Genomic DNA, 23,093 nt, shown 5'->3' on the forward strand with positions numbered 1-23,093 from the left:
TACTGCGCAGTTCTGGCACTGACCTAGACCTTCTCTAGCGAGCCTAAACGCATAATAGCTATGCGCAAAGCACCTGGAGAATTGTTCTCAGGTGCTTTTTTGATGCCGCAAAACTGCCACGGTGCCCGCCAAGAAACTGGAGGACACACTATTATGTCGACCATTCAAATCACGCATTTAACATTTGCTTATCCTGGTCAGGATAACTTATTTAACAATCAGAACTTAACCTTTGACAGTAACTGGAAGCTAGGGCTCACCGGTCGTAACGGCCGGGGGAAGACCACCCTGCTAAACTTGATTCGCGGAAAACTCAGCGGTCAGGGAACCATTACCATGCCGCTAACGCCGCTCTATTTCCCACAGCCCGTCACGGATCCCACTCAGGATGCTTGGGCCGTTGCCACCGAAGCCAGTACGGCAGAATTGTGGGAGATCCAGCGCGAGCTATCCTTGATGCATACCAGTGACGACCTACTCTATCGCCCATACGAAAGCCTATCCGGCGGTGAGCAAACGAAGGTCCTGCTGGCAGCGACCTTTGCCAGCCATACCGGCTTTCCGCTGCTGGATGAGCCGACGAACCACTTAGATATCACCGGCCGTGACCAGATTGCTGAGTACTTACATCACGCCCAGCAGGGATTCATCGTCATTTCTCATGACCGGCACTTTTTAGACGCGGCCACTGACCACACCTTGACGATTGAAAAGCAGCAACTGGTGCTGACACAAGGCAATTATTCTGCTTACGAACAGGCCAAGCAGCTGAAGGACCAGTCGGAATACGCGGAACAGGCTAAATTGCGCCACGATATCGGCCGACTAAAACAAACGGCGGCCAATAAACGTCAGTGGAGTCAATCCCGTGAAGGCGACAAATACGGTAATCCGCATCAAAAAGGCAGCGGTGCCGTCTACGATACCGGCTTTATCGGTGCCCGTTCAGCGCGGGTCATGCAAAAAGCCAAGAATCTGGAACACCGGATGGACAAAGCAATTACTGATAAGGAATCCTTATTACAAAACGTCGAATTTATCGATCCGCTGAAAATGAACTACCAGCCGGACCATCACGAAACGTTGCTTTGGGTAAGAAACGTTCAGCTCAGCTATAACGGCCAGCCGCTATTTACCAAACCAGTCAGTTTTGAACTTAACCGTGGCGACCGTCTGGCGCTGATCGGCCCAAACGGCAGCGGTAAGTCGTCTTTGATCGCCGCTATTCAAGGCCGGTTCAAGGGTGCCGTGACCGGTGAGATCCAACTCACGGAAACCGCCCGGCGCAGTCTGGTTCGCCAGCACTATCCGGACAATCTGGGAACACTGACTGAATTTGCGCAAAAGCGCGGTTTGAGTTATCAGGATCTGCTGAATAACTTGAAGAAACTAGGCATGCCACGAGACGATTTTAAAACGCCTATCCAACACCTCTCGGCTGATCAGCAAAAGAAGGTTGAACTGGCGGCCAGCTTGGCCACCCCTACCAGTCTTTATCTGTGGGACGAACCGCTAAACTACCTGGACGTGTTCAACCAAGAACAGCTCACTACCGTCATCCAAGACGTTCAGCCGACGATGCTGGTCACTGAGCACGACCGCGATTTCATTCAAGCAATTAGCACCAAAATCGTGACGCTCTAACGTTTATTGCAACGCCGCACGGAAAGATTAACGGTGTCCTTGAAACTAACCCGCGTATCTCAGCCAAAGTAACCAAAAGAAACCGGACGTTCAGTATGTTAACTGAACGCCCGGTTTTTTCAGGTAGTGGTTCTAAAAAAACGATTTAACAAACCATCATTTTAGCTGAACAAGACCCTCAATAACTTCAACCAGAAAGGCTTTCATTCTCAACCGATCACGTTGATTAGACAAATCAGCCTGCGCTAAAACACCCAGCGTCCCCTCCAGCAAAAAAGCACTTGCCAAAATGGGGTCGTGGAGCTGACGAATCTTAGTAAAAGCTGCTGGGGTCGCCTTGTTTTCTTCGGAAATATGAGTCAACAGCCAGTTTCGTACGAGTTGCTGGTTTTCAGCGTAGTGACGATTGTTTGGATCAACTCTCACATGAGATAGTACATCATAATTATTCATAAAAAAGTCAGCAATATCGGCTGCTGTATGCTCTTCCTTACCATCATTTCGCCAATCTTCCAGTAACTTATCAAGAACGGCCTGAGTCACGTCAATTTTGTCGTGAAAATAACGATAAAAAGTACTGCGCTTAATAAATGCTGCTTCGCAAATCTGAGTAACTTCAATGTTTTCAATCCGGTGAGTTTTTAATAAGGTCAGCATTGCCATCGTTATTTGATTCCGCGTACGCAAGCGTGCATATGAGACCATTATTGAACCCCCTCTTAGGTAGATAAATCCTGAGACTTTGTTATTTAAATTTTATAACAAGCTATGTACAACTGTAAACGTAAATGCTCCTTAAATCACCACTATATTAGAACATATGCAACCATATGGCGCCAAATAAAACATCAGATAGATTATGTCCTTTTTATTAAAAAATATAAACAAGGTCAACATAGGTTTCTATGATGTTTACACAACCTTTACTTTTTCTCAACAGTGTCTTTACAGCAACCCCTTAAACTAAGTAAGAACCAAAAGTCATAGCGGGGGGCAATCATCGTGATTGAAATTATCAAGGCCATTATTCTAGGAATCATTGAAGGTGTTACGGAATTTTTGCCAATCAGTTCTACTGGACACCTATACTTAGCCAACGAATTTGTCAAACTCACCGAATCTACTGCGTTTATTAACATGTTTATGGTTGTGATACAATTCGGGGCCATTATGGCAGTTATTGTCCTGTATTTCAACAAATTGAACCCGTGGACGCCCAATAAAAGCCAGTTAGAACGACACCAAACTTGGACGTTGTGGGGAAAGGTTATCCTAGCGGTGATGCCGTCCGTTATGCTTGGCCTGCCGTTGAATGACTGGATGGATGCCCACTTAACCAGTTGGCAGGTGATTTCAGCTACGCTGATCATCTACGGCATCCTCTTTATTTTGATTGAAAACTTTAATCGTCACCGGTCACCGCGTTTTTCGGACTTAAATCAGCTGCCCGTTAAAGTCGCAGTTTTAATCGGCTTCTGCCAAATCCTTTCACTAGTTCCCGGAACCTCTCGCTCCGGCGCTACCATCTTGGGTGCCATCCTAGTAGGTACGTCGAGATACGTGGCAACGGAATTCTCGTTTTTTCTTGCCATCCCCACGATGTTTGGCGCTTCCCTGCTCAAAATTGCCAAGTATCTGCTTCATGGCAACACTTTTACGACACTGCAATCAGTTGTCCTGCTGACAGGCGTACTGGTTTCTTTTGCCGTCGCCTATCTGTCCATCAGATTCCTGCTGAATTACATCAAGCAAAATAACTTTAAAGTCTTTGGCTGGTACCGGATCGTCTTGGGTATCATCGTAGTAGCCTACTTTAGCACCATCCATTAAGCTTTTAAAATTGTAAAATTAAAACGTGCACAATTGATTTTACTGGCCTATCAGCGTAAACTGCTAGCTAAAAGGAAGTGTTGTTAGATGAACGAAATTACAATTACGCCAGCTGTGGTTGACGTTTTAAAACAAAAACAGGTGGCTGATAAAACACTGCTGTTGATCACCGATGATGCCGGTGGTAAGTATTCCCTTCAAGGCGGTGCCTGCAGCATTGGCACCAAGTTCACCATCGTGGTTTTAGACCAACCCGATGAGGAATACAACGTGAGGCTCAAGAACAATGCCGGCCTATCACTTTACACCTCTGATTACGACGTTTACTTTCTTGGCCAAGGTCTAAAACTGGATTACCAAAAGGCCATGATCAATCTCACTAACAACGGTCAGTTGCTGGATAATAACGTTCTAGTGGCCGAGGGTAAAACTATTTTGGCTGCTTTTAAACAGGGCATCTTTGCCAATATTGGTAACTGCTAAATCGACACCGAACAAAAGAGCTCTCAAAACGGGGTGAACACCCCGCTTTGAGAGCTTTTTGCTTATTTAACCGCTGCAATCCCTTGTTTCAAACGCTCCAACCCATCCAAAACGCGTTCTTTAGGACAGGCAACATTCATTCTTAAGAAATCCCGGCCATTGCCACCGTAAACCGACCCTGCAGACAGGTACAGCCCAGTTTGATCACGAATAAACTGTTCCAGCTTATCTGACGGCATACCAACTTTGCTAGTATCCAGCCAGACCAGATAAGTGGCATCACCCGCGATTGCTTTTACACCGGGCACATTCTTGGCAACAAAGTCGGCAACGGTCTGTTTGTTGTCTTCAATGTAAGCGCGCAGGTCATGAACCCACTGATGCCCCTTAGTATAGGCCGCAATCGTGGCCGGGATCGCAAATGAATTGGGTTCAGCTAATTCATCCGAGTTGAGACCGCGATTAACGATTGCCCGCAACCCTTCGTTAGGTACGATTACCGTAGCCGCGTGCAGCGCTGCCACGTTGAACGTTTTGCTGGGTGCTACCGCGACCACACAATTCTGCTCGTTAGTTTTGTTGACAGAAGCAAACGGGATATAGCCCTTGCCGGGTGCCGTAATATCACTATGAATTTCATCCGACAATACCACCACATGGTGCTTAGCAGCCAGTTCGCCAATGCGCGCTAACGTTTCCGCTGACCAGATGATGCCAACTGGGTTATGCGGGTTACATAAAATCATCAAAGTCGTCAACGGTTCCGCCATTTTAGCTTCCAGGTCATCCCAATCGATGTGGTAAGTCCCCTGGTCATCGAAAACCAGGTCGCTTGAAAGGACGTGACGCCCGTTATTGAGAATCGAATTATAGAAAATGTTGTAAACCGGCGCTTGAATCAGCACGTTATCACCAACGTTCGTTAGCCGTCTGACTGACGAAGAGATCGTGGGTACAACACCGGTTGAAAAAATCATCCACGCCGTTTCTGAGCGCCAGCTATGCTCGCTTTCAAACCAGCCTTGAACCGCGTCAAAGTACGCTTGCGGTACCTCCTCATACCCAAAAATACCGCTTTTAGCCCGTTCTTGAATGGCTTCGGTAATCGCGGGCAAAGTGCGAAAATCCATGTCCGCTACCCACATTGGCAGTTCGTTATCCTTAACGTCCCACTTCATCGAGTTGGTGTGCCGCCGGTCAATTAGTTCTGAAAAATCCGTCATGCCGTCTGTCTCCTTACGTTTATTTTCACCGCTGACTTATCGATATCCGGATCATCGATGATCACTTCACCGATGGCGGGCGCGCTGATCACACCGTTAATGGGGTTCTTCACGCTGTCAATGGTGGTATTGATATCAGCATTCACGTCAGTGCAATATTCAAATGCTAAGTCGGTGTTGACTAATGAACAGTTCTCCAAAGTCAAATCATCCACGTAGCAAAGTCCCTGATCACTTTCGATCCAGCAGTTCACAAAGCGGATATGCTTCGAATTCCAGGCCAGGTACTCACCAACCAAGGTCGAATCATAAACCGTAACGTTCTCACAGTTCCAAAAGGCATCGTGCGTTTCAAACTTAGAGTTGTGAACTTCGATGTTCTTGCTGCCGTCAAACGCGTAATTACCGCTTAACTTCAGATGATCAACGACAACGTTCTCGCAGTTTTTACCGAAGTAATCACCCCTGGCCGTGATGTGATCCAACTTAATATCGTTGCACCACCACAGCGTTTCAGCAGCGTTACTCATGGTAATGTTGGTTAGTTCAGAATGGCTAATGTGACGGAACGTCTTGGTTGCTTCGATCATCACATCGTCCATCTTCAGGTTCTTGGTGTACCAGATTCCCGCGTGAGCTTCCAGCTTCAAGGTACTCCGTGACACTTGGACATCGTTGGAATACCACAGCGGATATTTCCATTTAAAAATATTATGTTCAATGTTTAAGTTCTTGCTGTGTTTTAACGGTGACTCGCCGTTTTGAAACGTACTATTTTTGATGTTGAGGTCGTGAGCTTTAAATAACGCTCGTTCGCCTTCAAAGACTTTTTGATTAATTTCCTTCACAATAAGTTCCCTTCCCAATTCACGTTGTATAGTTATATTTTAGTTTTAATGCTCAGCGTTGTCTAACAAACATCACTGTGAAACAGTCAAATAATGATATCTTAATCATACAACCTTAACGTCATATTCAGGAAATAAAAGCTTCAACTGTTTTGAAAATTAGTAATCATTCCGCTCCGTGAGACCGGCAACTCGTCGTGGGGTCGCTCCGAAGCTAACTTTCTCCCGATAGTCGAAAGTGGATCTTCTCCGACGACCATAGCACTAAGGTACCCCAAAACGGTACCTAAGTGCTATTCGCACCACGATTTGCCAGTCTCACTCCGCTGCATTTACTGAGTGCATATCGACTACGTTACTGTTTGGTTGCTGACGCAAATGATTTTAAATCAATAAATACCCTATGACGGTTTAACACATGGTTAAGCCATCACAGGGTATATGCCAATAATCAGGGGTTATTTATTTGGTGTCAACCGGCTCACAATCAAACTCATGCCCTCGTGAAAGACACTGGGGTGATTGCGTGCGAACCGTGCCAGCATCCTGTCCGTGAGGCCAAAGTAATACCGCCGCTTAGGATGCCGTTACGTGGCTGCCCGGTAGAAGACTTTCGCCAAATCTTCGGCGCTTGCTTCAGTGGTTTTCAGCATGCCGCTTAACAATTTCTGCGTCCCTTCAGCTAATGGTGTATACGGTGAATCCGGTTTAAGATTATGGATCGCGTTATCCATGGCGATATCCAGCCAAGACGATTGGGTGCCGCCGGGTTCAATGATGATCGAACGGAGGCCAAATTGCCGAATTTCAGTGTCCAGCACGTCGGACCAAACGTTTAAGCCGCGCTTAGTCACGTAGTACCAGCCACCAAGCGGTGAGTAGACATCGCCACCGATGGAAGAGTTGTTGATGATCCGGCCGGACCTTTGCTGACGCATTTGCGGCAGCACTAACTTGGTTAATTCAGAAGCACCCACGAGGTTAGTTTCCAGCTGTTTGTGAATCTTATCCAAACTGACTTCTTCGATTGGTCCGTATTCACCGTAACCGGCATTGTTTAACAAGACGTCCACGCGCAGACCATCGCCTAAGGCCTCCTTGACAAACTGGAGCCGGGAATCCACATCCGTCACGTCTAAGTGCAACGGATGAATCCGTGCACCCGTGGGAATCTTTTCGACACGCCGCGCGCCCGCATAGACTTCCCAGCCGTGTTGCGCAAATAATTGCGTTGCAGCGTAACCCATTCCGCTCGAAGCCCCAGTAATTAAAATTACTCGTTTTGCCATTTTTTAACACTCCTTTTTAGCACATTTTGCTTCATTGTTAAGCTCACTTTAAAGCGGGACAGCTGTGATTACAAGCAAAGAGGTGCCTTCTAAGATTCGCAGTAAAGGCACTACCTTCACCGACTTTTAATATTTTTCGTAGCTGGTTTTTCTTCTACTTATGTCGTAATCCTGGTATCATGCGGTTTCAAAAAAATCTGAGAACCCGGTTTACAAATTATGAAAAGATGGTAAGATACTTATTAAAGATTAAAAGACGTAGGGAAGACAAGTAAGTCTAGTCGAACTGTCAGTGAGTTGGGAAACGGTGTGAACCCAATCAGTAATCGGCTTTACCGAACAACACTTTCTTAGTCGCGGGCTGAACTACTTAGCAGTAAGCTTCGCCGTTACCGAAACGTTACCATCGGAGCGTATGTTAGTACGCGTATTGAGGTGGCTTATCTATGGATAGGCAACTTGGGTGGTACCGCGAAATGAAGTCTTTCGTCCCTTGGTTTAGGGATAAAAGGCTTCTTTTTTTATCCCAAATCTATTATGGAGGAGCGAGTATTTTGCAATTAATTATTCCAAAGTCTTACGAACCGAAGTTGTCTGTGCGTGAAACGCAAACGGCCATCCGTTACATCCGGGAAACGTTTCAGGATGAGTTACGTAAGGAATTAAACCTATCACGGGTTTCAACCCCAATGTTTGTCGAAAAGAAAACCGGTCTAAACGATAACTTGAGCGGTGTTGAAACACCCGTTTCATTTACCATGAAGGACATGGGCGACTCCACGGTTGAAATCGTCCACTCGTTAGCTAAATGGAAGCGGGTTGCCTTAAAACGTTACGGCTTCAAGCTTCACGAAGGCCTTTATACCAACATGAACGCCATCCGGAAAGACGAAGATCTGGACAACTTCCACTCCGCTTACGTTGACCAGTGGGACTGGGAAAAAGTCATCACTAAAGATGAACGCACGGTCGAAACGCTGAAAAAAACGGTGCGTCAAATCTTCAAAGTCATCAAACACATGGAACACGAAGTTTGGTACAAGTTCCCACAATCCGTTTATCATTTACCTGATGAGATTCACTTTGTTACGACCCAGGAGCTTGAAGACCGCTGGCCGGACAAGACCCCTATGGAACGTGAAGATCTGATTGCTAAAGAACTTCGTTGCGTCTTCATCATGAAGATCGGCGGTGCTTTGAAGAGCGGCAAAAAACATGATGGCCGGGCTCCTGACTATGATGACTGGCAGTTAAACGGTGATATCATTTTCTGGTATGAACCGTTAGACCGTAAAATTGAAATCTCCAGCATGGGTATCCGGGTCGATGCTGAATCCATGAAGAAACAGTTGAAGATTGCCGGTGCCGAAGACCGTTTAAGCTTGCCTTATCACAAGATGGTCTTAAATGAAGAAGTCCCATACACGATCGGTGGCGGGATTGGCCAATCGCGGCTGTGCATGCTGCTGTTGGGTAAGGCTCACGTTGGTGAAGTGCAGGCATCCCTCTGGCCTCAAGAAATGATTGATAAGTGTGAAGAAGCCGGAATACATTTGTTATAGAGTGTGGAAGCAAGCGGTTAGAGACTGGAGCCTAAGGCGCTTTTGACAAAAATCCCGGTCTTGGATTTATGTCGGAAGTGACTTAGGTGCAGCTCTCTGCTTGCTGGAGCACGTTTCAGCCATATAAAATCAAAACAGTGTCAGCAAAAAGTACCCTCAAAGTCAATTTCTGCTTTGAGGGTATCTTTTTATCTAGTTCTGGATATCCCGTTCCGCCAAACCAATTCCTCGAAGTGGGGTCGCTCCGAAGCTAGCACCTGCGCTGCGCTCGGGGCGGATCTTCTCCGTCTCCCGTAGTCGTAACCGAGTAAAGAACACTCGCACCACGAGAAATTAGTTTGCCTCCACTCCCCTAGCTACTATTTTCTTACAAGTCCTGATTTAAAAGCTTGCAGCGCCAACTAAAGACCCCGAAATGACAACTGTTTGTCCGTAAAATGTAAAATTTACCCCCGTTTTCACATGATATAATGTAGGCAAAGAGGTGAAAAAGCATGTCCATATCCAAAACGACGATCGTACTGGCAATTGCAGCGCTGGGCGCCTTTGGTACCAGCCAATGTGTACAAGGAAAAGCGGTCAGTCATCCGCATCGAACGGTGGTCAATCCGGATACATATGGAAACAATGACGGCGGTTTTGCCACCAACTGGTACCGGCTGAAGCACGCAACCAACGTGACGGTCACCTATTCGTCTACCGCTAATTCCAACGCGGTCAGAAAGCACTTGGAATTACCCAAGGGAACGATTATCGGTGCGCAGCGTTACCACCAGCAAGTGGCACCTAAAAACGTTGCCTACACCTCCGGCTATATGACTCCTAATCTCAGCTATCATTTAAAATCACCTTTAGTTAATTCAAAAGTCTATGGTTTCGGGGCCGTTTCGTTTAAATTACCAGCCAAAGAAGTGCAGCAAATCGTCCGGCCCGCTTATGGGCTGCCTTACGGGAGCGGGACTTTATATGCTGGCGGCGTGGGTGCCATCAAGAGCCTCAACCGCAACGTGGATGCCATTAAGATATCATCTGACGGCTACATTGAAACTTATCGTAATCACCCTAAAAAGTACCCGTCATTTCTGGGAACACTGGAGAGCCACTATCAATCCAAGCCGAATGATTCGCAGCGAATCATTTTGTCAGACAAAACTGGCGACACGGTTCACCTGTACTACGCGCACCACTTAGCTGGTGTCAATGATAAACGGGTGCACCACTCCGGTGACAAGCAGTATCGGCTGACCATTACCAACCGGCACACACCTTATCAATACAACGATTCGGCCTACTCAAGCGGCAAGACGATCGCCAGCATCTATTCCGTAGGTGGCAGCAACTACTTTACCATTATCGGTTCTGGACGGGAATAACTCAGAATAATCACGTTAACTAAAATAGCGTCTGATATCAGTCCATCAACTGGTATCAGACGCTATTTTCATTTAAATAATTCACTATTCTCGATCTGGTGATAAATCTCATCCCGTACTTTCCGAAACGCCCGGAGCTTATCGGCATCACTGCCGGTAGCCTGTGCCGGATCCGGTAACGGCCAATGAACACGCTGAACCTGCGGCGGTGTCACCGGGCATCTATCACGGGCATCCCCGCACAGCGTTACCACGACATCGCAGCTATTCAGGTAGTCAGGGTCAATGAGTTTAGACGACTGCTTCGAAATATCGATACCGACCTCGCCCATCACCTGAACTGCCATGGGGTTCAGCCCGTGGGTTTCAACGCCCGCGCTTTGAACTTCCCACTGAGAGCCAAGTAACGTTCGCGCAAAACCCTCCGCCATCTGGCTGCGACAGGAATTGCCGGTACAAAGAAAGTAAACTCGTTTCATTGATCTCACTACCCTACTGTTCTATCTTTCCACAGATTATACCGGGAATTTCGGCAGAGTGCTAGTCTTTATCCTTGGCTGATAAGTGTTGATCAAAATGCACCACTTAAAGATGTTGACGAAAACAGCGTTGGCATCATTCTTGCTAAACCAGCAAATTAGATTATTTCGAATGATAATAAAAAAGCGCTCTGGCATGACTGTCAGAACGTTTTTTACCTACTTCATATTCACATTAAATGCTTTCATTTGGTTACTATTGCAATACAACCGAGCAACAAGTGTTGTCTTTCCAAGCCGTGATGTTGGATGTTTTGAGTGAGCTAGCAATTGAAAGCCTTCAGACTTGCCAGGAGCCAAACCAGCCTTGCTGAACAAAACGGGACTCTTGCTAGTACCTTTAGAGAAGTAAAAGTCATAGGTATCAGATATTACGGTTAAAATATTGTTCTGCGAATAAGTATAGTCACCATCATCTCCATCCCCCTGATATTCGCGCCAATAAGCATTTTCTGGTGAGTTAGAATAGTTATATACCCGACCCGTTAACTTAACCCAAGTCTGATAACGGGACACCTTCGGCGATACATGGAAAACGTAAGCATGGTAAAAAACAACTTTCCCAATGCTATTTTTTGGAGCGGGTATGTTCGCCTTAATTCTAGGATCCACCCCACCAGTTAGCGTATTATAATAAGTCTTATTTAACGTATATTTTTGATAGCTAATCACTTTATGATGGTATGTTTTTGTCCCTTTGTTGCCAAAATAAGTAAATGAACTGGCTTGAGCATCAACCGTTGAAGCAGTTGCTAAGCCAAGTGTCATTGCAAACGCAGCAACACAGATTTTCAACCATTTTTTCATTGTCTTTATTTCCCCTTTATTGTGTTCTGCGACTTGATTATAGCATGCTGGTTAATTGAGGATAGCAATATGCTTAGACCTGTTACTGAATCTTAAATTGAATGTAATCTTTTGGCACTAATAGCATTTAGGACCATAAAGAATCCATAAAATTCTACTTACTTAAATTGTTATGAGAATATGGATAGATTATAATTAAGTCGCTTTAAGGGGAGGCTACCAAATGAAATTAATAAAATGATCTGGCTTATCATTAGTAATCGGTGGTGGTTTATTTTTTTACAACCATTAGTAAATAGATTAATATTGGTTTACAAAGTATAAATTATTCAGGGAGGATCATCATGAAAAAAATCAAAATCTTGCTCGGCTTAGCTGCTGCTATAGCGGGAATTACTTCGTTTGGAGTAACACAAGCTAGCGCAAGTAGCTACACCGTTATCAAAACCAAAACTTATACACAGTCACCAGTCTATCATGCCAAAAGCACTACTAAGAACGTTTACCTCTGGAACAAGAGTCATACCAAGAAACTGCACAACCTGAAAAACTACCCTAATACGTCCTGGGCCCTTCGTGCTTCTGTAACAATGAAACATAACGGCAGTAACGCCATCTATTATTCCGTCATGTCATACACTCCTACGCACAAAAAAACTCCAGTTTATGGTTATGTTTGGCACAATTACTTAACCAAGGGATACAACCGTCATTATTCTCACTGGAATAACCTCTACTTACGTGGCTTTACGTCCGATTCAGATTACCTGAACTACATTAAGCAATCACCGTCTCAATCTTTGACTAACAAGGTTCTGCAGCTGTTTCCCAATAGTCAGCTATCACTGAATCTGTCACACTACGTTGAAAATCGTGATGCACTACTTGACCTTAAAACTGAGTCAAACACTTTTAACAAATCATATCGTGACCCAATCCTACTCACTAATGTTAATCAATTATTCTACCATGGCTATAAGGATACACGGACTGAATCACAACGCTTTCAAGCAATCGAAAAGGCACTTGATGCAGCGGGTTACACCGCATCAAAACGCGCCTCACTAAAAGATTATCAAATTGGCATTTACTATCAAAACGCACCACTTAAGGATGTTGACGGATATACCGTTGGCCTCATTCTTGCTAAACCAGCAAACTAGATTATTTTGGATAGTACAAAAGCGCTCCGGCATAATTAATGCCACCCCATCTCAAGGTACAAAATACTGTACTTAATCATTAAACCTGATATAATCAAATTAAAAATAGCGAGGTGGTCAAATATGGACACAGTCACTTACAGCAACTTTCGTCGTAATTTAAAAGCCTACATGCAAAAAGTTAATGACGACTCTGATAGTTTGATCGTTACGACAAAAGAACCTGATAACTCCGTGGTGGTCATGAATAAGGATGACTACGATGCCATGCAAGAAACCATGTATATCCTCAGTAACCACAAGTTGATGGATCGTATCCGTGAAGGCGATAAACAATTTGCTAATGATAAGGGAAAACCACATCAATTACTGGATGACGAACAATGATAAAAATATGGACTGACAATGCTTGGGACGATTATATGTATTGGCATAAACAAAACGATAAGAAAACCATTCGTCAGATAAATAAACTTATTCACGATATTGATCGGCATCCTTTTGAAGGAATCGGTAAGCCTGAGCCGCTCAAACACGAACTACGAGGTAAATGGTCGCGTCGAATTACTCAGGAACATCGATTAATTTATAGTATTGACAAACAAACAATCCAAATTTATGCTTGTCGCTATCACTATTAATTAAACTCTAAATTTTACCGTAATCAAAAAGGTCCTCAGCAATGCTGAGGACCTTTTACTCGCTATAACTCACCGTTTTCCGTCCATTTATACTGAACGTTGTCGGGATCTTTTTCAGGATCATAATCAACTTCTAGGTCGTAGCCTTTAAAGAACCAGAGGTCGTCTTCTTCGATATAGAATGTGACCCCGTCTTTTTCGACTTTTACGCCGAAGTTATGGGGTTGCAGTTCCCTGGCTAAGGCAATCGAAAAGCCGTGGTGCACTTTGGTGCGGCCATATAATTTACCGTAAAAACGAATGGCTGCACTTTGATCTGAGCCAACGTTCATTTCATCTTCAAACCATTTCACAGCGGCATCGGTAATTTGTAATTTCATAAAGATATCCTCCTTGGATAACCCGTTAAAATGCAAGTTCAATACGTGCTGCTCACACGTCAAGGTTAATATACCATATCCGCTGATGAGAGTTAAAAAATATACTTGTGTTTTATTTAATTTGTGCACAATTTATATGTTCAATAACCTCTATGCCACTGGTACCAAGTGAATGTGGGCGTGAAAGACTTTCTGAAAGGCAGCTTTACCGACATGGCTGAAGACTTGATAGCCACGAGGATGATACTGTTTATCCAAGTAAGTTTTCGCTTGATCCATTAGGTCCAGCATGGCGATCTGCACGTCTCTGGGAGCATCAAAGAAAGTGACGTAATGTTCTTTCGGCACGATCAAGAAGTGTCCCGGTGCTACGGGATGAATATCGAAAAAGCCCTTGGCCAAATCGTTCTCTAAGATGGCCGGTTTATTACAGAATACGCAGTTTTCATCAATCAAATTTTTTCACCTATTTCTGACATAATCCGTTATTATTCAAATTAACGATTAACTTTCACTTCCATTGTAACACCCGCAAAATAACTGTTACTTTGGAAATGTTCGAGGGACGTTTACCGGCGCTTTTTCAGCAGTTACTTCATTAAATAATGGTGCCTGAGCTGAATAATATTTTGTTTTGATAATCCCAGTCCCTTAGACAAGTAGTTCTGGATGGAGCCGTATTTCTTGTCAGCCGCTTGATACGCTGCCTCCAAATAAGCTTTCTTGACCACCAGTGTATCCCGCTTTTGAGAAATAGCCCTTTCGGAAGCGCCCTGACGTTTCATTACAGCTAACTGACGATTAACCGACTTTTTATTGTAGGTGTTCGAAGCTAAATAATCCTGATAAACTGTCTTTTGAGGCACACCCAGCACAGTTAAAACCAACGCTGTTCCAAATCCGGTTCGGTCCTTGCCTTCGCTGCAGTGCCACAAAGTCGCCCGATTACCTGGTGCTTTTAACAGCTGCAGAAATAACTGCCGGTAAGCGTGCCGGGCCTGTGTCGTAGTGACAAAGGATCGGTATAATTTCTCCATTGACTTTGTACCACTGACTACTGCCACGCGGTTAACGCTGGCCATCGTTTTGTCGGAAACCACTGGCGCCTTCAAAAACCGAACGCCTGGAATTTTGGCATCTGGCGTGCGCGCTATGACCGCCGGTGTGCGCAGATCAATCACCGTTTTAAGGTGGTAGCGCCGTACCAGTAACTGTTTGTCATGGTGGGTCAAACCAGCGAGTTTGGCTGAACGCAGCAGCAAGCGCGGCTTGACCTTTTGTTTGGTTGCTGTTCGGTAGCCACCAAGGTCACGAACGTTATGAGCACCCTGCAATTTGACCTGATGGCTGGCCTGAACGGTTTCTACCTGTGAAAAAGGCTGCGGAGTTGGTATTCCCAGGCCCAATGCTAAACCAAGCACAGCCAGCAGCCCGATCATTATTTTTTTGATACTTTCCATAATTTACCCCTGTATTTTCAATAATGCCGTACTGTAAAGTAATCTCATTTCATATTATATTATGCCACTCTTTGGGTAGTGCATTCACGTTTTAAGCTCTCAACTATTTTCCTCTCCATTGCTAAATCACAGCATCCGTCTGAGAATTCTCATATCATTGAATCGTCAATTAGTGTAAAGTTACAGAGACATAAAATTTTTATGAAGGATGTTTTTACATATGAATCGACAACGTGCGTTTTGGCTGATGTTTCTGGTTACCGCTTCTTGGGGCGCATCCTATATGTGGATGAAAATCGCCCTCATCAGTGTTGCACCCCTGTTTTTGGTTGGTTTACGTTTTACAACGGCGTTTCTGGCAACTATTGTGGTTTTTGCCAGAGTACTGAAACGGCCAAATCGAGGAGAAGTACTGGCAAGTTTTATTTTGGGCACCCTCCTGTTTGGGATCTTTGCCTTTGTCATGGTAGGTCTGCAGCATACAGAAGCTTCAACTGCAGGATTCCTATTAAGTACGACTACCGTTTTCGTCGCCATTTTTGAGTCAATCGTTGAGAAGCGTTTGCCACGAGTCAGCACAGTGATCACCACTATCGTCGTGGTAGCTGGATTATACTTGCTGATTGCTAACGGTGCCAGCCTTAAATTAAATCCTTATGCGCTGCTTTGTTTAGCTTGCGCAGCTATCTATGCCGTGTACATTATGACTTCGGATGCTTTATCGAAAAAACATCTGGTGACTTTTAGTGTCAGCATTTGGCAGCTTGGCGTTGCTGGTGTCGAGGGACTTATATTTGGCGGTTTATTAGATGGCATAACATTACCTAAAAGTGCTTCGCAATGGGGCGCCGTCTTAGCGCTCGGCCTAATTTGCAGTGCCTTTGGCTTTGTCGCTCAGACACAGTCACAACAATATCTGACACCAGATACCGTTGGCCTGATCTACTCTTTGGAACCAATCTTTTCAGCAATTTTTGCCTTTTTAACCTTGGGCGAAGTATTGTCAATCCAACAATATTTCGGTGCCGCCATCATCTTTTTTAGCGTGGTTGCTTCTGAAATTATTAAAGCCCGGTTCCCTCAGTCGGAAAGTTAAACTAGCCTATGAATAGCACAAAACGTCAGCTCAGATGAGCTGACGTTTTTAATATCTAATTCTCTTTCAATGCCTCTACCATATCCACGTGCTTGAGTTTCTGGTGCGTCACCCACATGACGATCAGTGTAAAGGCCACCATTAACAGTGTGGCCACGACGTACCCTGGCCAGCGAATGATGACTGGGAACACGACCTGCGACGTGGTTGCTTGATTCAGAATAAAGCTCAGTAGCCCCCAACCGGCGCCGTAACCCAGAATAATACCGAAGGCCGTCAGCAACATATTTTCCCGCGACACGTACATGGTCACTTCATTATCAAAGAAGCCCAGTACTTTCACGGTGGACAGTTCACGAATCCGCTCCGAAATGTTGATATTCGTCAGGTTGTAAAGGACAACAAACGACAGGACACCCGATAGCAAAATCATAATCAAAACGATCACGTTCATAGAACTGCTCATGGTTTTGATGGTGGTTTTTTGATCTGACGCAAAACTGGTGCCAAGCGCCCCACCGTGTTTCAGCAGTTGCCGTGCCAGCTGATTTTGCTGCTGACTGGACTGACTGGTTAACTTAACGAACAGCGTGTTCACTGTCAGTGTCTGATTAAACGCGTGGCGATAGGCAGCCGGACTCATGTACGCGAATACGCCCATGTAATTGGGCGTCACCGCCGTTACCTTTAGATTGGCATGCTGCCCATTTGAAGCAGTGAAGCTTACTTTATCGCCGGCTTTGACGTCCAACTGGGACGCGATTTTCTGACAGATCACCACTCCGTTTTGATCCAGGAAATGACTTAAGGTGACGTATTTTTTGAACTGCTGCTGATTCTTTGGCGTGACTAGATTAACGTCACCAATTTGATCGGCATGAGCTTTCACCTTACCAGTGGTTAAATTGACCTTGCTGGCGCCACGATAATGATCTGATTGATTCAAAACCCGCGTTGCTTTTTGACCCTGATCATTATGGGCCAGCGATACGGTGGCTGAATAGTGAAAAATCTGACCATACTGCTGTGTTGCAGTGGAACTGATTGAGTCATTCAGGCCAAATCCGGTCAAGATCAGCGCGGTACCGCCAGCAATCCCAATAATCGTCATCCACATCCGGCTTTTATACCGGAACAAATTCCGGTAAGACACCTTTTGGTTAAAACTCAACCGGTGCCACAACGGCGTAATTCGTTCCATTAAGATGCGTTTTGCAGACTTCGGTGCCCGCGGCCGCATCAAATCGGCAGGCTTTTCAGCTAACTCGCGCCACACCACGATGACTGCAGCACCTACCGTGGCTAACAGTGAAAAGGCCACCGCCAGTGCGATAACCGCCCACATGACGGGGACCGAGGCGGTTAACGGAATAGTCATGTGATACATCGAGATCACTAGCCGAGGCAGCGTGACGTTGCCAATGGCACTACCCAAGATGGCACCGATCAAACCGGCCATTAGCGCATAGCTTAAATAGTTACGGGCAATTACCCACTTGGTATACCCCAGTGCTTTGAAAGTCCCGATTTGCCGCCGGGCTTCTTCCACCATCCGTGTGATCGTGGTAAACGTGATCAGCGCCGCAATGAGAAAGAAGAAAACTGGAAAAACGTTGGCAATAGCAGCGATGCGATCCGAAGTATCCCCGAACGAGGTAAAGCCAGGCAAGTCTTCGCGGGTCTGCCAGGTATAGGTCGTACGGGTCTTCGCAGTAGCTTGTTGCAACGCTGCGTTGAGCTTTGCTTGATTCTCAGTTAACGCTTTTTGTTGCTGCTGAAGCACGCTTGAATTGCCGGCGATTTGTTTCATCTGCACTAACTGTCTTCTAGCCTGCGTTAATCGTTGCTGCTGTGGCGCAAAGGCCCGCTTCACGTTGGCTGATAGTTGCTGGTTTCGTTCCTTAGCTCGCAGTTTAAAGACTGCTTTCAGTGCCCGCACTTTCTTAGCCACCGCTCTTTGATAGTCATCGCTAAATGAATTCACCCCCTGCAGGGATTGAAACCGAACGGAGAGCATTGTCGCCGTGGGGAGATTCAACTGTTGCGGCTGAAGGTACGCAAAGTAGCGCACCGTTCCGTCACCAACGTTAGCTGAGCCACGGGTACTATAGTCGATGTAGCGCGGTGAATCAACAAAGCCAACAATTTGGTATGTTCGCTGTTTAAGGTTTGCCTGCTTATTAAACCGGTACGTGTCGCCTAGTCGATAACCGTAGTCCTGCTTGGCCCGTTCATCCAGCACAATTTGATCAGCGCCATGTGGCAAATGACCGCTGCGTAACTTCAGCTGATTCTGATTGGCACTGGACTGATAACCATAAAGGGCCACCACATCTTCATTCTTGCCGCCGGTAACGTATTTGAACTTGCTGATTTCCGCCTGCGCGCCGTTTACCTTCTCAGCCGTTTTAACGTCTTTTTGGGTAAACCCGGTTGTAGAAAACAACTGAACATCGCTTAAATGCTGCGTCTTCACCGTAGTATCCAAGGCATCATTCAGACCGGGACCGGTGGCTTTGACGCCCACGAAAATCAGCGTCCCCAACAAAATAATCAGAATAATCGCGATGAAACGCCCCTTATTGGCGGCAATCTCCCGCCACATATTTTTCGTCATTGGCTTCATAGCGATCACCACTCAATCTGCTCAACGGGAACTGGCGCTGGATTATCTTCTACGGACCGCACTTGGGCATCATTGATGTGAATCACCCGGTCAGCCATTTTCGCAATCGCCGCGTTATGGGTAATAATGACCACGGTCTTGTTGTCGCGCTGACTGGCCGTTTGAAGCAGACTCAAAACCTGCTTACCAGTTTGATAATCCAGTGCGCCGGTGGGCTCATCGCACAATAATAGTTTGGGATTCTTAGCCAGCGCCCGGGCAATAGCCACCCGCTGCTGCTCCCCACCGGAGAGTTGGGAAGGAAAGTTATCTAGCCGATTCCCCAACCCCACTTCACGGAGGGTTTCTTCCGCATCTAAAGCGTCATCCACAATTGAATTAGCCAGTTCCACGTTTTCTCTAGTCGTGAGATTCGGAATCAGGTTATAGAATTGGAAAACAAACCCAACATTGCTACGACGGTAGGCCGTTAATTGACGATCATTAAACTTAGCAATATCGATGCCGTCAATTAAAACGGTACCGCTGGTGGGCGTATCCATGCCGCCTAAAATATTCAGCACCGTCGATTTACCAGCACCGCTGGGGCCTAAGATCACCGTTAATTGCCCCTGCTCACAGGTAAAGCTCAATTTATTATTGGCAATAATTTTAGTTTCGCCCATTTGATAGATTTTCGATTCGTTTTGCACTTCAATGTAACTCATATGTACCCTCCCCGTTTGAACATTCTTACATTGAGTATCGCTTGACTCGAGGATAAATTCAAGCTGAGATTACGGTGAAATGGCTGTCAAAAATAGGCTACAAGTCAGTCGATGCTATCCGACCACTTGTAGCCTATTATTGTACACAATGTTCAAAATCCAATTTTGTAAAGAATCGCGCCTCTCCGTGAAATCATCAAAGCCTTTTACTTTCAATTGGAATCAACTGGGAAATACGCTTAACCCCAACTCCAATTACTACCTGCTAGCACGTTCTTTCCAGAAACGCTCAATTTGTTCCAAAGACTTACCCTTAGTTTCTGGCAGTACTCTCCAAATAAAGATAGCTGATAGCAATGTAACGGCTGTATACAGCATGAACGTCCATCCTTCACCGATATTTTGCGTCAAAATTGGGAAAGTATAACTCAAAGTAAAATCACTTAACCAGAGGACCACGGTACAAATTGACATTGCTCGTCCGCGAATACGTGAAGGAAAGATCTCTGAGATGATGATCCAGGTCACTGGTGCTAACGAAATTGCGTAAGCCGCGATGGCCAGTAAAATAAAGATCAAAGTCAAGGTCGCTGAAGCACCCGTAAAGAAACAGATTGCCACAACCAGTAAGCAAATTGACATTGCTAATGAGCCCCAGCCTAATAATTGTTTCCGACCAACTTTATCAACTAGACCGAGTGAAACAACCGTAATACCCATGTTGATCACGCCAATGGATACAGTAGCCATGAAGGCACCATCTTGACCAAACCCAGCGCCTTTAAAGATTTCAGGCGCGTAATACATGATGGCGTTACTGCCAGAGAATTGCTGGAATAAGGCTAATAATACCCCAATCACTACAACTGGGAACCAAGTCTTATTAAACAGATCGCGAAAACGGGAATCATCAACAATTTTGCCGGCTTCCTTAATTTCAGTCAGTTCCGATTCGGCATCGTCTGAATTTCCCTCGACCTTTTTGAGAACGCTGAGTGCCCGGTCTGGCTTACCGTGTTGTGTCAGCCAACGCGGACTCTCACCGGCAGGAATTAAAGCCAGCAGGAACAGGGCAGACGGAATCACACCAATCCCCATCATAACGCGCCATCCTGTTGAAACGTTCCACGCCTGACTTGAACCGGAGGCAATGGCCGCGTTAATAAAATAAACCACGAAGATCCCGATCGTAATGGCCAGCTGGTTCACTGAGACTAACTTTCCACGTACTTCAGCCGGTGCCATTTCAGCAATGTACAACGGCGTTATTAAGGAAGTGAGCCCGATACCGACACCAGCAAGCATCCGCCAAATCACTAACGTCATATAACTGCCGGCAAGTGACGCACCAAGTGATGATGCAGCAAAAATAATAGCTGATAACACCAGAATTTTCTTACGGCCAAATCGATCACTTAATACCCCCGCAATCGAAACCCCGATAGCACACCCAATCAAAATACAAGATGTCACCCAGCCAACTGCGACACTATCAAGACTAAACTTAACCTGTAAAAACCCAATCGCACCGGAAATAACCGCAGTATCGTAACCAAACAATAAACCTCCCAGTGCAGCCGCACAAGAAATCAAAATCACGTACGGTGTAAGACGCTTTTTCTTGTTCATATTTAAAAACCTCCACCCAAATATGACTACTTATTAGATTAAAAGAACGTTCTATTAATGCTTAATCTAAGGATATAATGAAACCGCATACATAAAAATGTACTAAGTGATTGTAAAGATGGACTATCGTGAAGTAAAGCCGTTTATCTTTGTCGCTGCTTTCACTATTTCTAATATGTGAACTGCCATTTAGTCCACGTATCGAACTGTTCTCCCGGCAGTAACGTAATTGCTGTCAGGTCAGAGCCTGCAGCAGGCGGCATTTGAGCTTCAAGGGTAATCCCGTCGTACTGACCAAGGTTCTTAGCAATCCCCGTATGGTCGAAGTGATTACCGGTATAAACCACTATTGCTGGTGACTTAGTTGTCATAACTACCGTCCGTTTTTTATCAGGTGAACTTAAAACTGCCGCTGGGCTGTCACCCCTCAGCAAAAAGGGATGGTTCAAGCCACGTTCCGCATCGATTTGCGAATCATGACTATTAATGACAGCACCAACTGATTTGGCGCGACGGAAATCAAAGACGGTTCCTTCCACCGATCTTCTGCCTTGATAAGGCAAGCTGTCCGCATCCAATGGCAAGTATGCGTCGCTATTGAGCTGCAGATTGAGCCCCAGCGCGTCTGAGTGGGGACCGTTCAACCGAAAATAAACGTGATTGGTTGGGTTAAAAATCGTCAATTTGTCACTAATGGCTCTGATCCGGTAAGTCAGCTGATTATCATCATCTAGCGTGTAACTGACTTGCAGTTTTAAATTTCCCGGGTATCCGTTGTTACCATCCGCGTCAAACAGGATAAAGGTCGCGGTACTTTGATGCTCATCATATTGAGTTGAAAAATCGAATACTTGCGTATCAGTACCCGTACCGCCATGGATGTGGTTTTGACCGTCATTTAACGGCAGCTGCACAATGTGATTGCCATGTTGCCACTGACCGTGTCGGATTCTGCCAACCACTCGGCCGACTGTTCCACCCAAAAAGTTGCGTGCCTTTGAGTAGTCTTCCGGCGACTCAAGCGACATAATGACGTTTTCCAATCCACGCGCAGTCGGAATGAGGACCTTCTCAAGCGTTGCGCCATAGTTTAATAGTTTGACCTGCATGCCATGACGATTGACCATCGTAATTTCACAATAATCATGCTGTCCTTTACGTTGATAACGCGCTACTTTAATTGGCATATCACTATCTTCTTTCTATGAATAATGCTGTTGAAGCACCGAAAACATAGCTGCATGCTGCTCATTAAAAAAGGTCGGCGGCTGATTTAAATCAAAGTATGCCAAGCGGGTGGTTTCGTTCGTTACTTGTTGCAGCAAGTTGCCCGAAACATACTTCACCAGATAAAAACAGTTGATTGGCTGTACTTGATCCCCATTAGGATAGGTATATTGAAGCTGATCAGACAGTTGCAACAGCTGCAACGGCTGAACAACCAGGCCTGCATCTTCCTGAAATTCTCTAACCAGCGCGTCTTTAAAGCTCTCGCCAAAGGCTAAATAACCGCCTGGGAACCCCCAGTTACCGGTATCTGTCCGTTCTTGGAGCAGCACTTGCTGATGCTGATTAAACAAAGCGCCCGAAGCTGAGTTTAATATCAAGGGCCGATGCCCCACTAACGCCCGCAGCTCCTCTATATAATTTGCCATCTACTGCTTACCTCCTAACGTTCGTTAGCAATGATCAGCGTCTCTTTCAAATAATCATTTCTAAGATCATTCAAAGAGGCGCTGATTGCACTTGGCCCTGTCAAGTTGACAAATGAAATAATATAAAGTTTTGTGTAT

General features: G+C 45.5%; 22 protein-coding genes and 1 pseudogene. 9 read left to right on the top strand and 14 right to left on the bottom strand.

Annotated features, from left to right (window positions below):
* The first annotated feature begins 153 nt into the window (after nt 1-153).
* Nucleotides 154-1,644 carry a ribosomal protection-like ABC-F family protein gene (gene abc-f, locus CES81_RS05155; RefSeq protein WP_089120939.1) on the top strand — a complete coding sequence of 497 codons (1,491 nt, stop codon included), beginning with the start codon at nt 154-156 and terminating at the stop codon, nt 1,642-1,644.
* Between the two features lie 156 nt (nt 1,645-1,800).
* On the opposite strand, the gene CES81_RS05160 is transcribed toward abc-f, so the two are convergent.
* Nucleotides 1,801-2,349: a TetR/AcrR family transcriptional regulator gene (locus tag CES81_RS05160; RefSeq protein WP_089120940.1), complete on the bottom strand. Its 549-nt coding sequence runs from the start codon at nt 2,347-2,349 to the stop codon at nt 1,801-1,803.
* Between the two features lie 297 nt (nt 2,350-2,646).
* Between CES81_RS05160 and CES81_RS05165 the strand changes: the two genes are divergently transcribed.
* Both CES81_RS05165 and CES81_RS05170 read left to right on the top strand, forming a co-directional pair.
* Nucleotides 2,647-3,474 carry an undecaprenyl-diphosphate phosphatase gene (locus CES81_RS05165; protein ID WP_089120941.1) on the top strand — a complete coding sequence of 276 codons (828 nt, stop codon included), beginning with the start codon at nt 2,647-2,649 and terminating at the stop codon, nt 3,472-3,474.
* Nucleotides 3,475-3,561: 87 nt separating this feature from the next.
* The gene (locus CES81_RS05170) at nt 3,562-3,957 is read left to right on the top strand and encodes an iron-sulfur cluster biosynthesis family protein (RefSeq protein ID WP_089120942.1); all 396 of its coding nucleotides are present in this window, start codon (nt 3,562-3,564) and stop codon (nt 3,955-3,957) included.
* Nucleotides 3,958-4,019: 62 nt separating this feature from the next.
* On the opposite strand, the gene CES81_RS05175 is transcribed toward CES81_RS05170, so the two are convergent.
* The 3 genes and pseudogenes from CES81_RS05175 to CES81_RS05185 form a co-directional block, all read right to left on the bottom strand.
* Nucleotides 4,020-5,180 (bottom strand): MalY/PatB family protein, encoded by a 1,161-nt coding sequence (locus tag CES81_RS05175; RefSeq protein ID WP_089120943.1) that lies wholly within the window; start codon nt 5,178-5,180, stop codon nt 4,020-4,022.
* Nucleotides 5,177-6,028 (bottom strand): DUF3737 family protein, encoded by an 852-nt coding sequence (locus CES81_RS05180; protein WP_089120944.1) that lies wholly within the window; start codon nt 6,026-6,028, stop codon nt 5,177-5,179. The genes CES81_RS05175 and CES81_RS05180 overlap by 4 nt, the downstream gene beginning before the upstream one ends.
* Before the next feature lie 458 nt (nt 6,029-6,486).
* Nucleotides 6,487-7,317 (bottom strand): annotated as a pseudogene (locus tag CES81_RS05185) (SDR family NAD(P)-dependent oxidoreductase).
* A 554-nt stretch (nt 7,318-7,871) separates the two neighbouring features.
* Between CES81_RS05185 and asnA the strand changes: the two are divergent.
* Both asnA and CES81_RS05195 read left to right on the top strand, forming a co-directional pair.
* Nucleotides 7,872-8,879: an aspartate--ammonia ligase gene (asnA, locus tag CES81_RS05190; protein WP_089120945.1), complete on the top strand. Its 1,008-nt coding sequence runs from the start codon at nt 7,872-7,874 to the stop codon at nt 8,877-8,879.
* A gap of 494 nt (nt 8,880-9,373) precedes the next feature.
* Entirely contained in the window at nt 9,374-10,252 is an 879-nt protein-coding gene (locus CES81_RS05195; protein ID WP_089120946.1) for a hypothetical protein, read from the top strand.
* Between the two features lie 68 nt (nt 10,253-10,320).
* Here the strand turns inward: CES81_RS05195 and arsC are convergent, their stop codons facing one another.
* The gene (gene arsC / locus CES81_RS05200; protein WP_089120947.1) at nt 10,321-10,731 is read right to left on the bottom strand and encodes an arsenate reductase (thioredoxin); all 411 of its coding nucleotides are present in this window, start codon (nt 10,729-10,731) and stop codon (nt 10,321-10,323) included.
* A gap of 219 nt (nt 10,732-10,950) precedes the next feature.
* Complete coding sequence (locus CES81_RS05205; RefSeq protein WP_089120948.1) at nt 10,951-11,598, bottom strand: hypothetical protein; 648 nt, start codon at nt 11,596-11,598, stop codon at nt 10,951-10,953.
* A 344-nt stretch (nt 11,599-11,942) separates the two neighbouring features.
* Here CES81_RS05205 and CES81_RS05210 point away from each other — a divergent pair, with 344 nt between their 5' ends.
* From CES81_RS05210 to CES81_RS05220, 3 genes are all read left to right on the top strand, one after another.
* Nucleotides 11,943-12,761, top strand: a complete 819-nt coding sequence (locus CES81_RS05210) for a hypothetical protein (protein ID WP_089120949.1) — start codon at nt 11,943-11,945, stop codon at nt 12,759-12,761.
* Nucleotides 12,762-12,884: 123 nt separating this feature from the next.
* A complete protein-coding gene (locus CES81_RS05215) occupies nt 12,885-13,148 on the top strand; it encodes a type II toxin-antitoxin system Phd/YefM family antitoxin (RefSeq protein WP_089088916.1) in 264 nt (87 codons plus the stop codon).
* Nucleotides 13,145-13,402: a Txe/YoeB family addiction module toxin gene (locus CES81_RS05220; protein WP_089120950.1), complete on the top strand. Its 258-nt coding sequence runs from the start codon at nt 13,145-13,147 to the stop codon at nt 13,400-13,402. The genes CES81_RS05215 and CES81_RS05220 overlap by 4 nt, the downstream gene beginning before the upstream one ends.
* Nucleotides 13,403-13,464: 62 nt before the next feature.
* Here CES81_RS05220 and CES81_RS05225 read toward each other — a convergent pair whose 3' ends face one another.
* The 3 genes from CES81_RS05225 to CES81_RS05235 form a co-directional block, all read right to left on the bottom strand.
* Nucleotides 13,465-13,782, bottom strand: a complete 318-nt coding sequence (locus CES81_RS05225; protein ID WP_089120951.1) for a HesB/YadR/YfhF family protein — start codon at nt 13,780-13,782, stop codon at nt 13,465-13,467.
* A gap of 150 nt (nt 13,783-13,932) precedes the next feature.
* The gene (locus tag CES81_RS05230) at nt 13,933-14,238 is read right to left on the bottom strand and encodes an HIT family protein (RefSeq protein ID WP_089120952.1); all 306 of its coding nucleotides are present in this window, start codon (nt 14,236-14,238) and stop codon (nt 13,933-13,935) included.
* Between the two features lie 134 nt (nt 14,239-14,372).
* Nucleotides 14,373-15,242, bottom strand: coding sequence for a tyrosine-protein phosphatase (locus CES81_RS05235; RefSeq protein WP_089120953.1), 870 nt, complete (start codon nt 15,240-15,242; stop codon nt 14,373-14,375).
* Nucleotides 15,243-15,462: 220 nt separating this feature from the next.
* Between CES81_RS05235 and CES81_RS05240 the strand changes: the two genes are divergently transcribed.
* Nucleotides 15,463-16,338, top strand: a complete 876-nt coding sequence (locus CES81_RS05240; RefSeq protein WP_180949735.1) for a DMT family transporter — start codon at nt 15,463-15,465, stop codon at nt 16,336-16,338.
* 55 nt (nt 16,339-16,393) lie between these two features.
* On the opposite strand, the gene CES81_RS05245 is transcribed toward CES81_RS05240, so the two are convergent.
* From CES81_RS05245 to CES81_RS05265, 5 genes are all read right to left on the bottom strand, one after another.
* Nucleotides 16,394-18,964 (bottom strand): ABC transporter permease, encoded by a 2,571-nt coding sequence (locus CES81_RS05245; RefSeq protein ID WP_089120965.1) that lies wholly within the window; start codon nt 18,962-18,964, stop codon nt 16,394-16,396.
* 5 nt (nt 18,965-18,969) lie between these two features.
* On the bottom strand, nt 18,970-19,671 hold the full coding sequence (locus tag CES81_RS05250; RefSeq protein WP_089120955.1) for an ABC transporter ATP-binding protein: 702 nt from the start codon (nt 19,669-19,671) through the stop codon (nt 18,970-18,972).
* Between the two features lie 258 nt (nt 19,672-19,929).
* Nucleotides 19,930-21,300 carry a sugar porter family MFS transporter gene (locus tag CES81_RS05255; protein ID WP_089120956.1) on the bottom strand — a complete coding sequence of 457 codons (1,371 nt, stop codon included), beginning with the start codon at nt 21,298-21,300 and terminating at the stop codon, nt 19,930-19,932.
* 170 nt (nt 21,301-21,470) lie between these two features.
* A complete protein-coding gene (locus CES81_RS05260; protein WP_089120957.1) occupies nt 21,471-22,487 on the bottom strand; it encodes an aldose epimerase family protein in 1,017 nt (338 codons plus the stop codon).
* Between the two features lie 15 nt (nt 22,488-22,502).
* Nucleotides 22,503-22,955, bottom strand: coding sequence for an NUDIX hydrolase (locus CES81_RS05265; protein ID WP_089120958.1), 453 nt, complete (start codon nt 22,953-22,955; stop codon nt 22,503-22,505).
* Between the last annotated feature and the right edge of the window lie 138 nt (nt 22,956-23,093).

Origin of the sequence: Secundilactobacillus pentosiphilus, from assembly GCF_002217985.1 — a bacterium.
Taxonomy (GTDB): Bacteria; Bacillota; Bacilli; order Lactobacillales; family Lactobacillaceae; genus Secundilactobacillus; species Secundilactobacillus pentosiphilus.

What these genes read in the sequence shown, in the direction of transcription:
- CES81_RS05220 (WP_089120950.1), top strand. Translation starts at nt 13,145, where the DNA reads ATGATAAAAATATGGACTGACAATGCTTGGGACGATTATATGTATTGG.
- abc-f (WP_089120939.1), top strand. Translation starts at nt 154, where the DNA reads ATGTCGACCATTCAAATCACGCATTTAACATTTGCTTATCCTGGTCAG.
- CES81_RS05265 (WP_089120958.1), bottom strand. Translation starts at nt 22,955, where the DNA reads ATGGCAAATTATATAGAGGAGCTGCGGGCGTTAGTGGGGCATCGGCCC.
- CES81_RS05210 (WP_089120949.1), top strand. Translation starts at nt 11,943, where the DNA reads ATGAAAAAAATCAAAATCTTGCTCGGCTTAGCTGCTGCTATAGCGGGA.
- arsC (WP_089120947.1), bottom strand. Translation starts at nt 10,731, where the DNA reads ATGAAACGAGTTTACTTTCTTTGTACCGGCAATTCCTGTCGCAGCCAG.
- CES81_RS05235 (WP_089120953.1), bottom strand. Translation starts at nt 15,242, where the DNA reads ATGGAAAGTATCAAAAAAATAATGATCGGGCTGCTGGCTGTGCTTGGT.
- CES81_RS05240 (WP_180949735.1), top strand. Translation starts at nt 15,463, where the DNA reads ATGAATCGACAACGTGCGTTTTGGCTGATGTTTCTGGTTACCGCTTCT.
- CES81_RS05250 (WP_089120955.1), bottom strand. Translation starts at nt 19,671, where the DNA reads ATGAGTTACATTGAAGTGCAAAACGAATCGAAAATCTATCAAATGGGC.
- CES81_RS05170 (WP_089120942.1), top strand. Translation starts at nt 3,562, where the DNA reads ATGAACGAAATTACAATTACGCCAGCTGTGGTTGACGTTTTAAAACAA.
- CES81_RS05225 (WP_089120951.1), bottom strand. Translation starts at nt 13,782, where the DNA reads ATGAAATTACAAATTACCGATGCCGCTGTGAAATGGTTTGAAGATGAA.
- CES81_RS05160 (WP_089120940.1), bottom strand. Translation starts at nt 2,349, where the DNA reads ATGGTCTCATATGCACGCTTGCGTACGCGGAATCAAATAACGATGGCA.
- CES81_RS05215 (WP_089088916.1), top strand. Translation starts at nt 12,885, where the DNA reads ATGGACACAGTCACTTACAGCAACTTTCGTCGTAATTTAAAAGCCTAC.
- CES81_RS05205 (WP_089120948.1), bottom strand. Translation starts at nt 11,598, where the DNA reads ATGAAAAAATGGTTGAAAATCTGTGTTGCTGCGTTTGCAATGACACTT.
- CES81_RS05175 (WP_089120943.1), bottom strand. Translation starts at nt 5,180, where the DNA reads ATGACGGATTTTTCAGAACTAATTGACCGGCGGCACACCAACTCGATG.
- CES81_RS05245 (WP_089120965.1), bottom strand. Translation starts at nt 18,964, where the DNA reads ATGAAGCCAATGACGAAAAATATGTGGCGGGAGATTGCCGCCAATAAG.
- CES81_RS05255 (WP_089120956.1), bottom strand. Translation starts at nt 21,300, where the DNA reads ATGAACAAGAAAAAGCGTCTTACACCGTACGTGATTTTGATTTCTTGT.
- CES81_RS05195 (WP_089120946.1), top strand. Translation starts at nt 9,374, where the DNA reads ATGTCCATATCCAAAACGACGATCGTACTGGCAATTGCAGCGCTGGGC.
- CES81_RS05260 (WP_089120957.1), bottom strand. Translation starts at nt 22,487, where the DNA reads ATGCCAATTAAAGTAGCGCGTTATCAACGTAAAGGACAGCATGATTAT.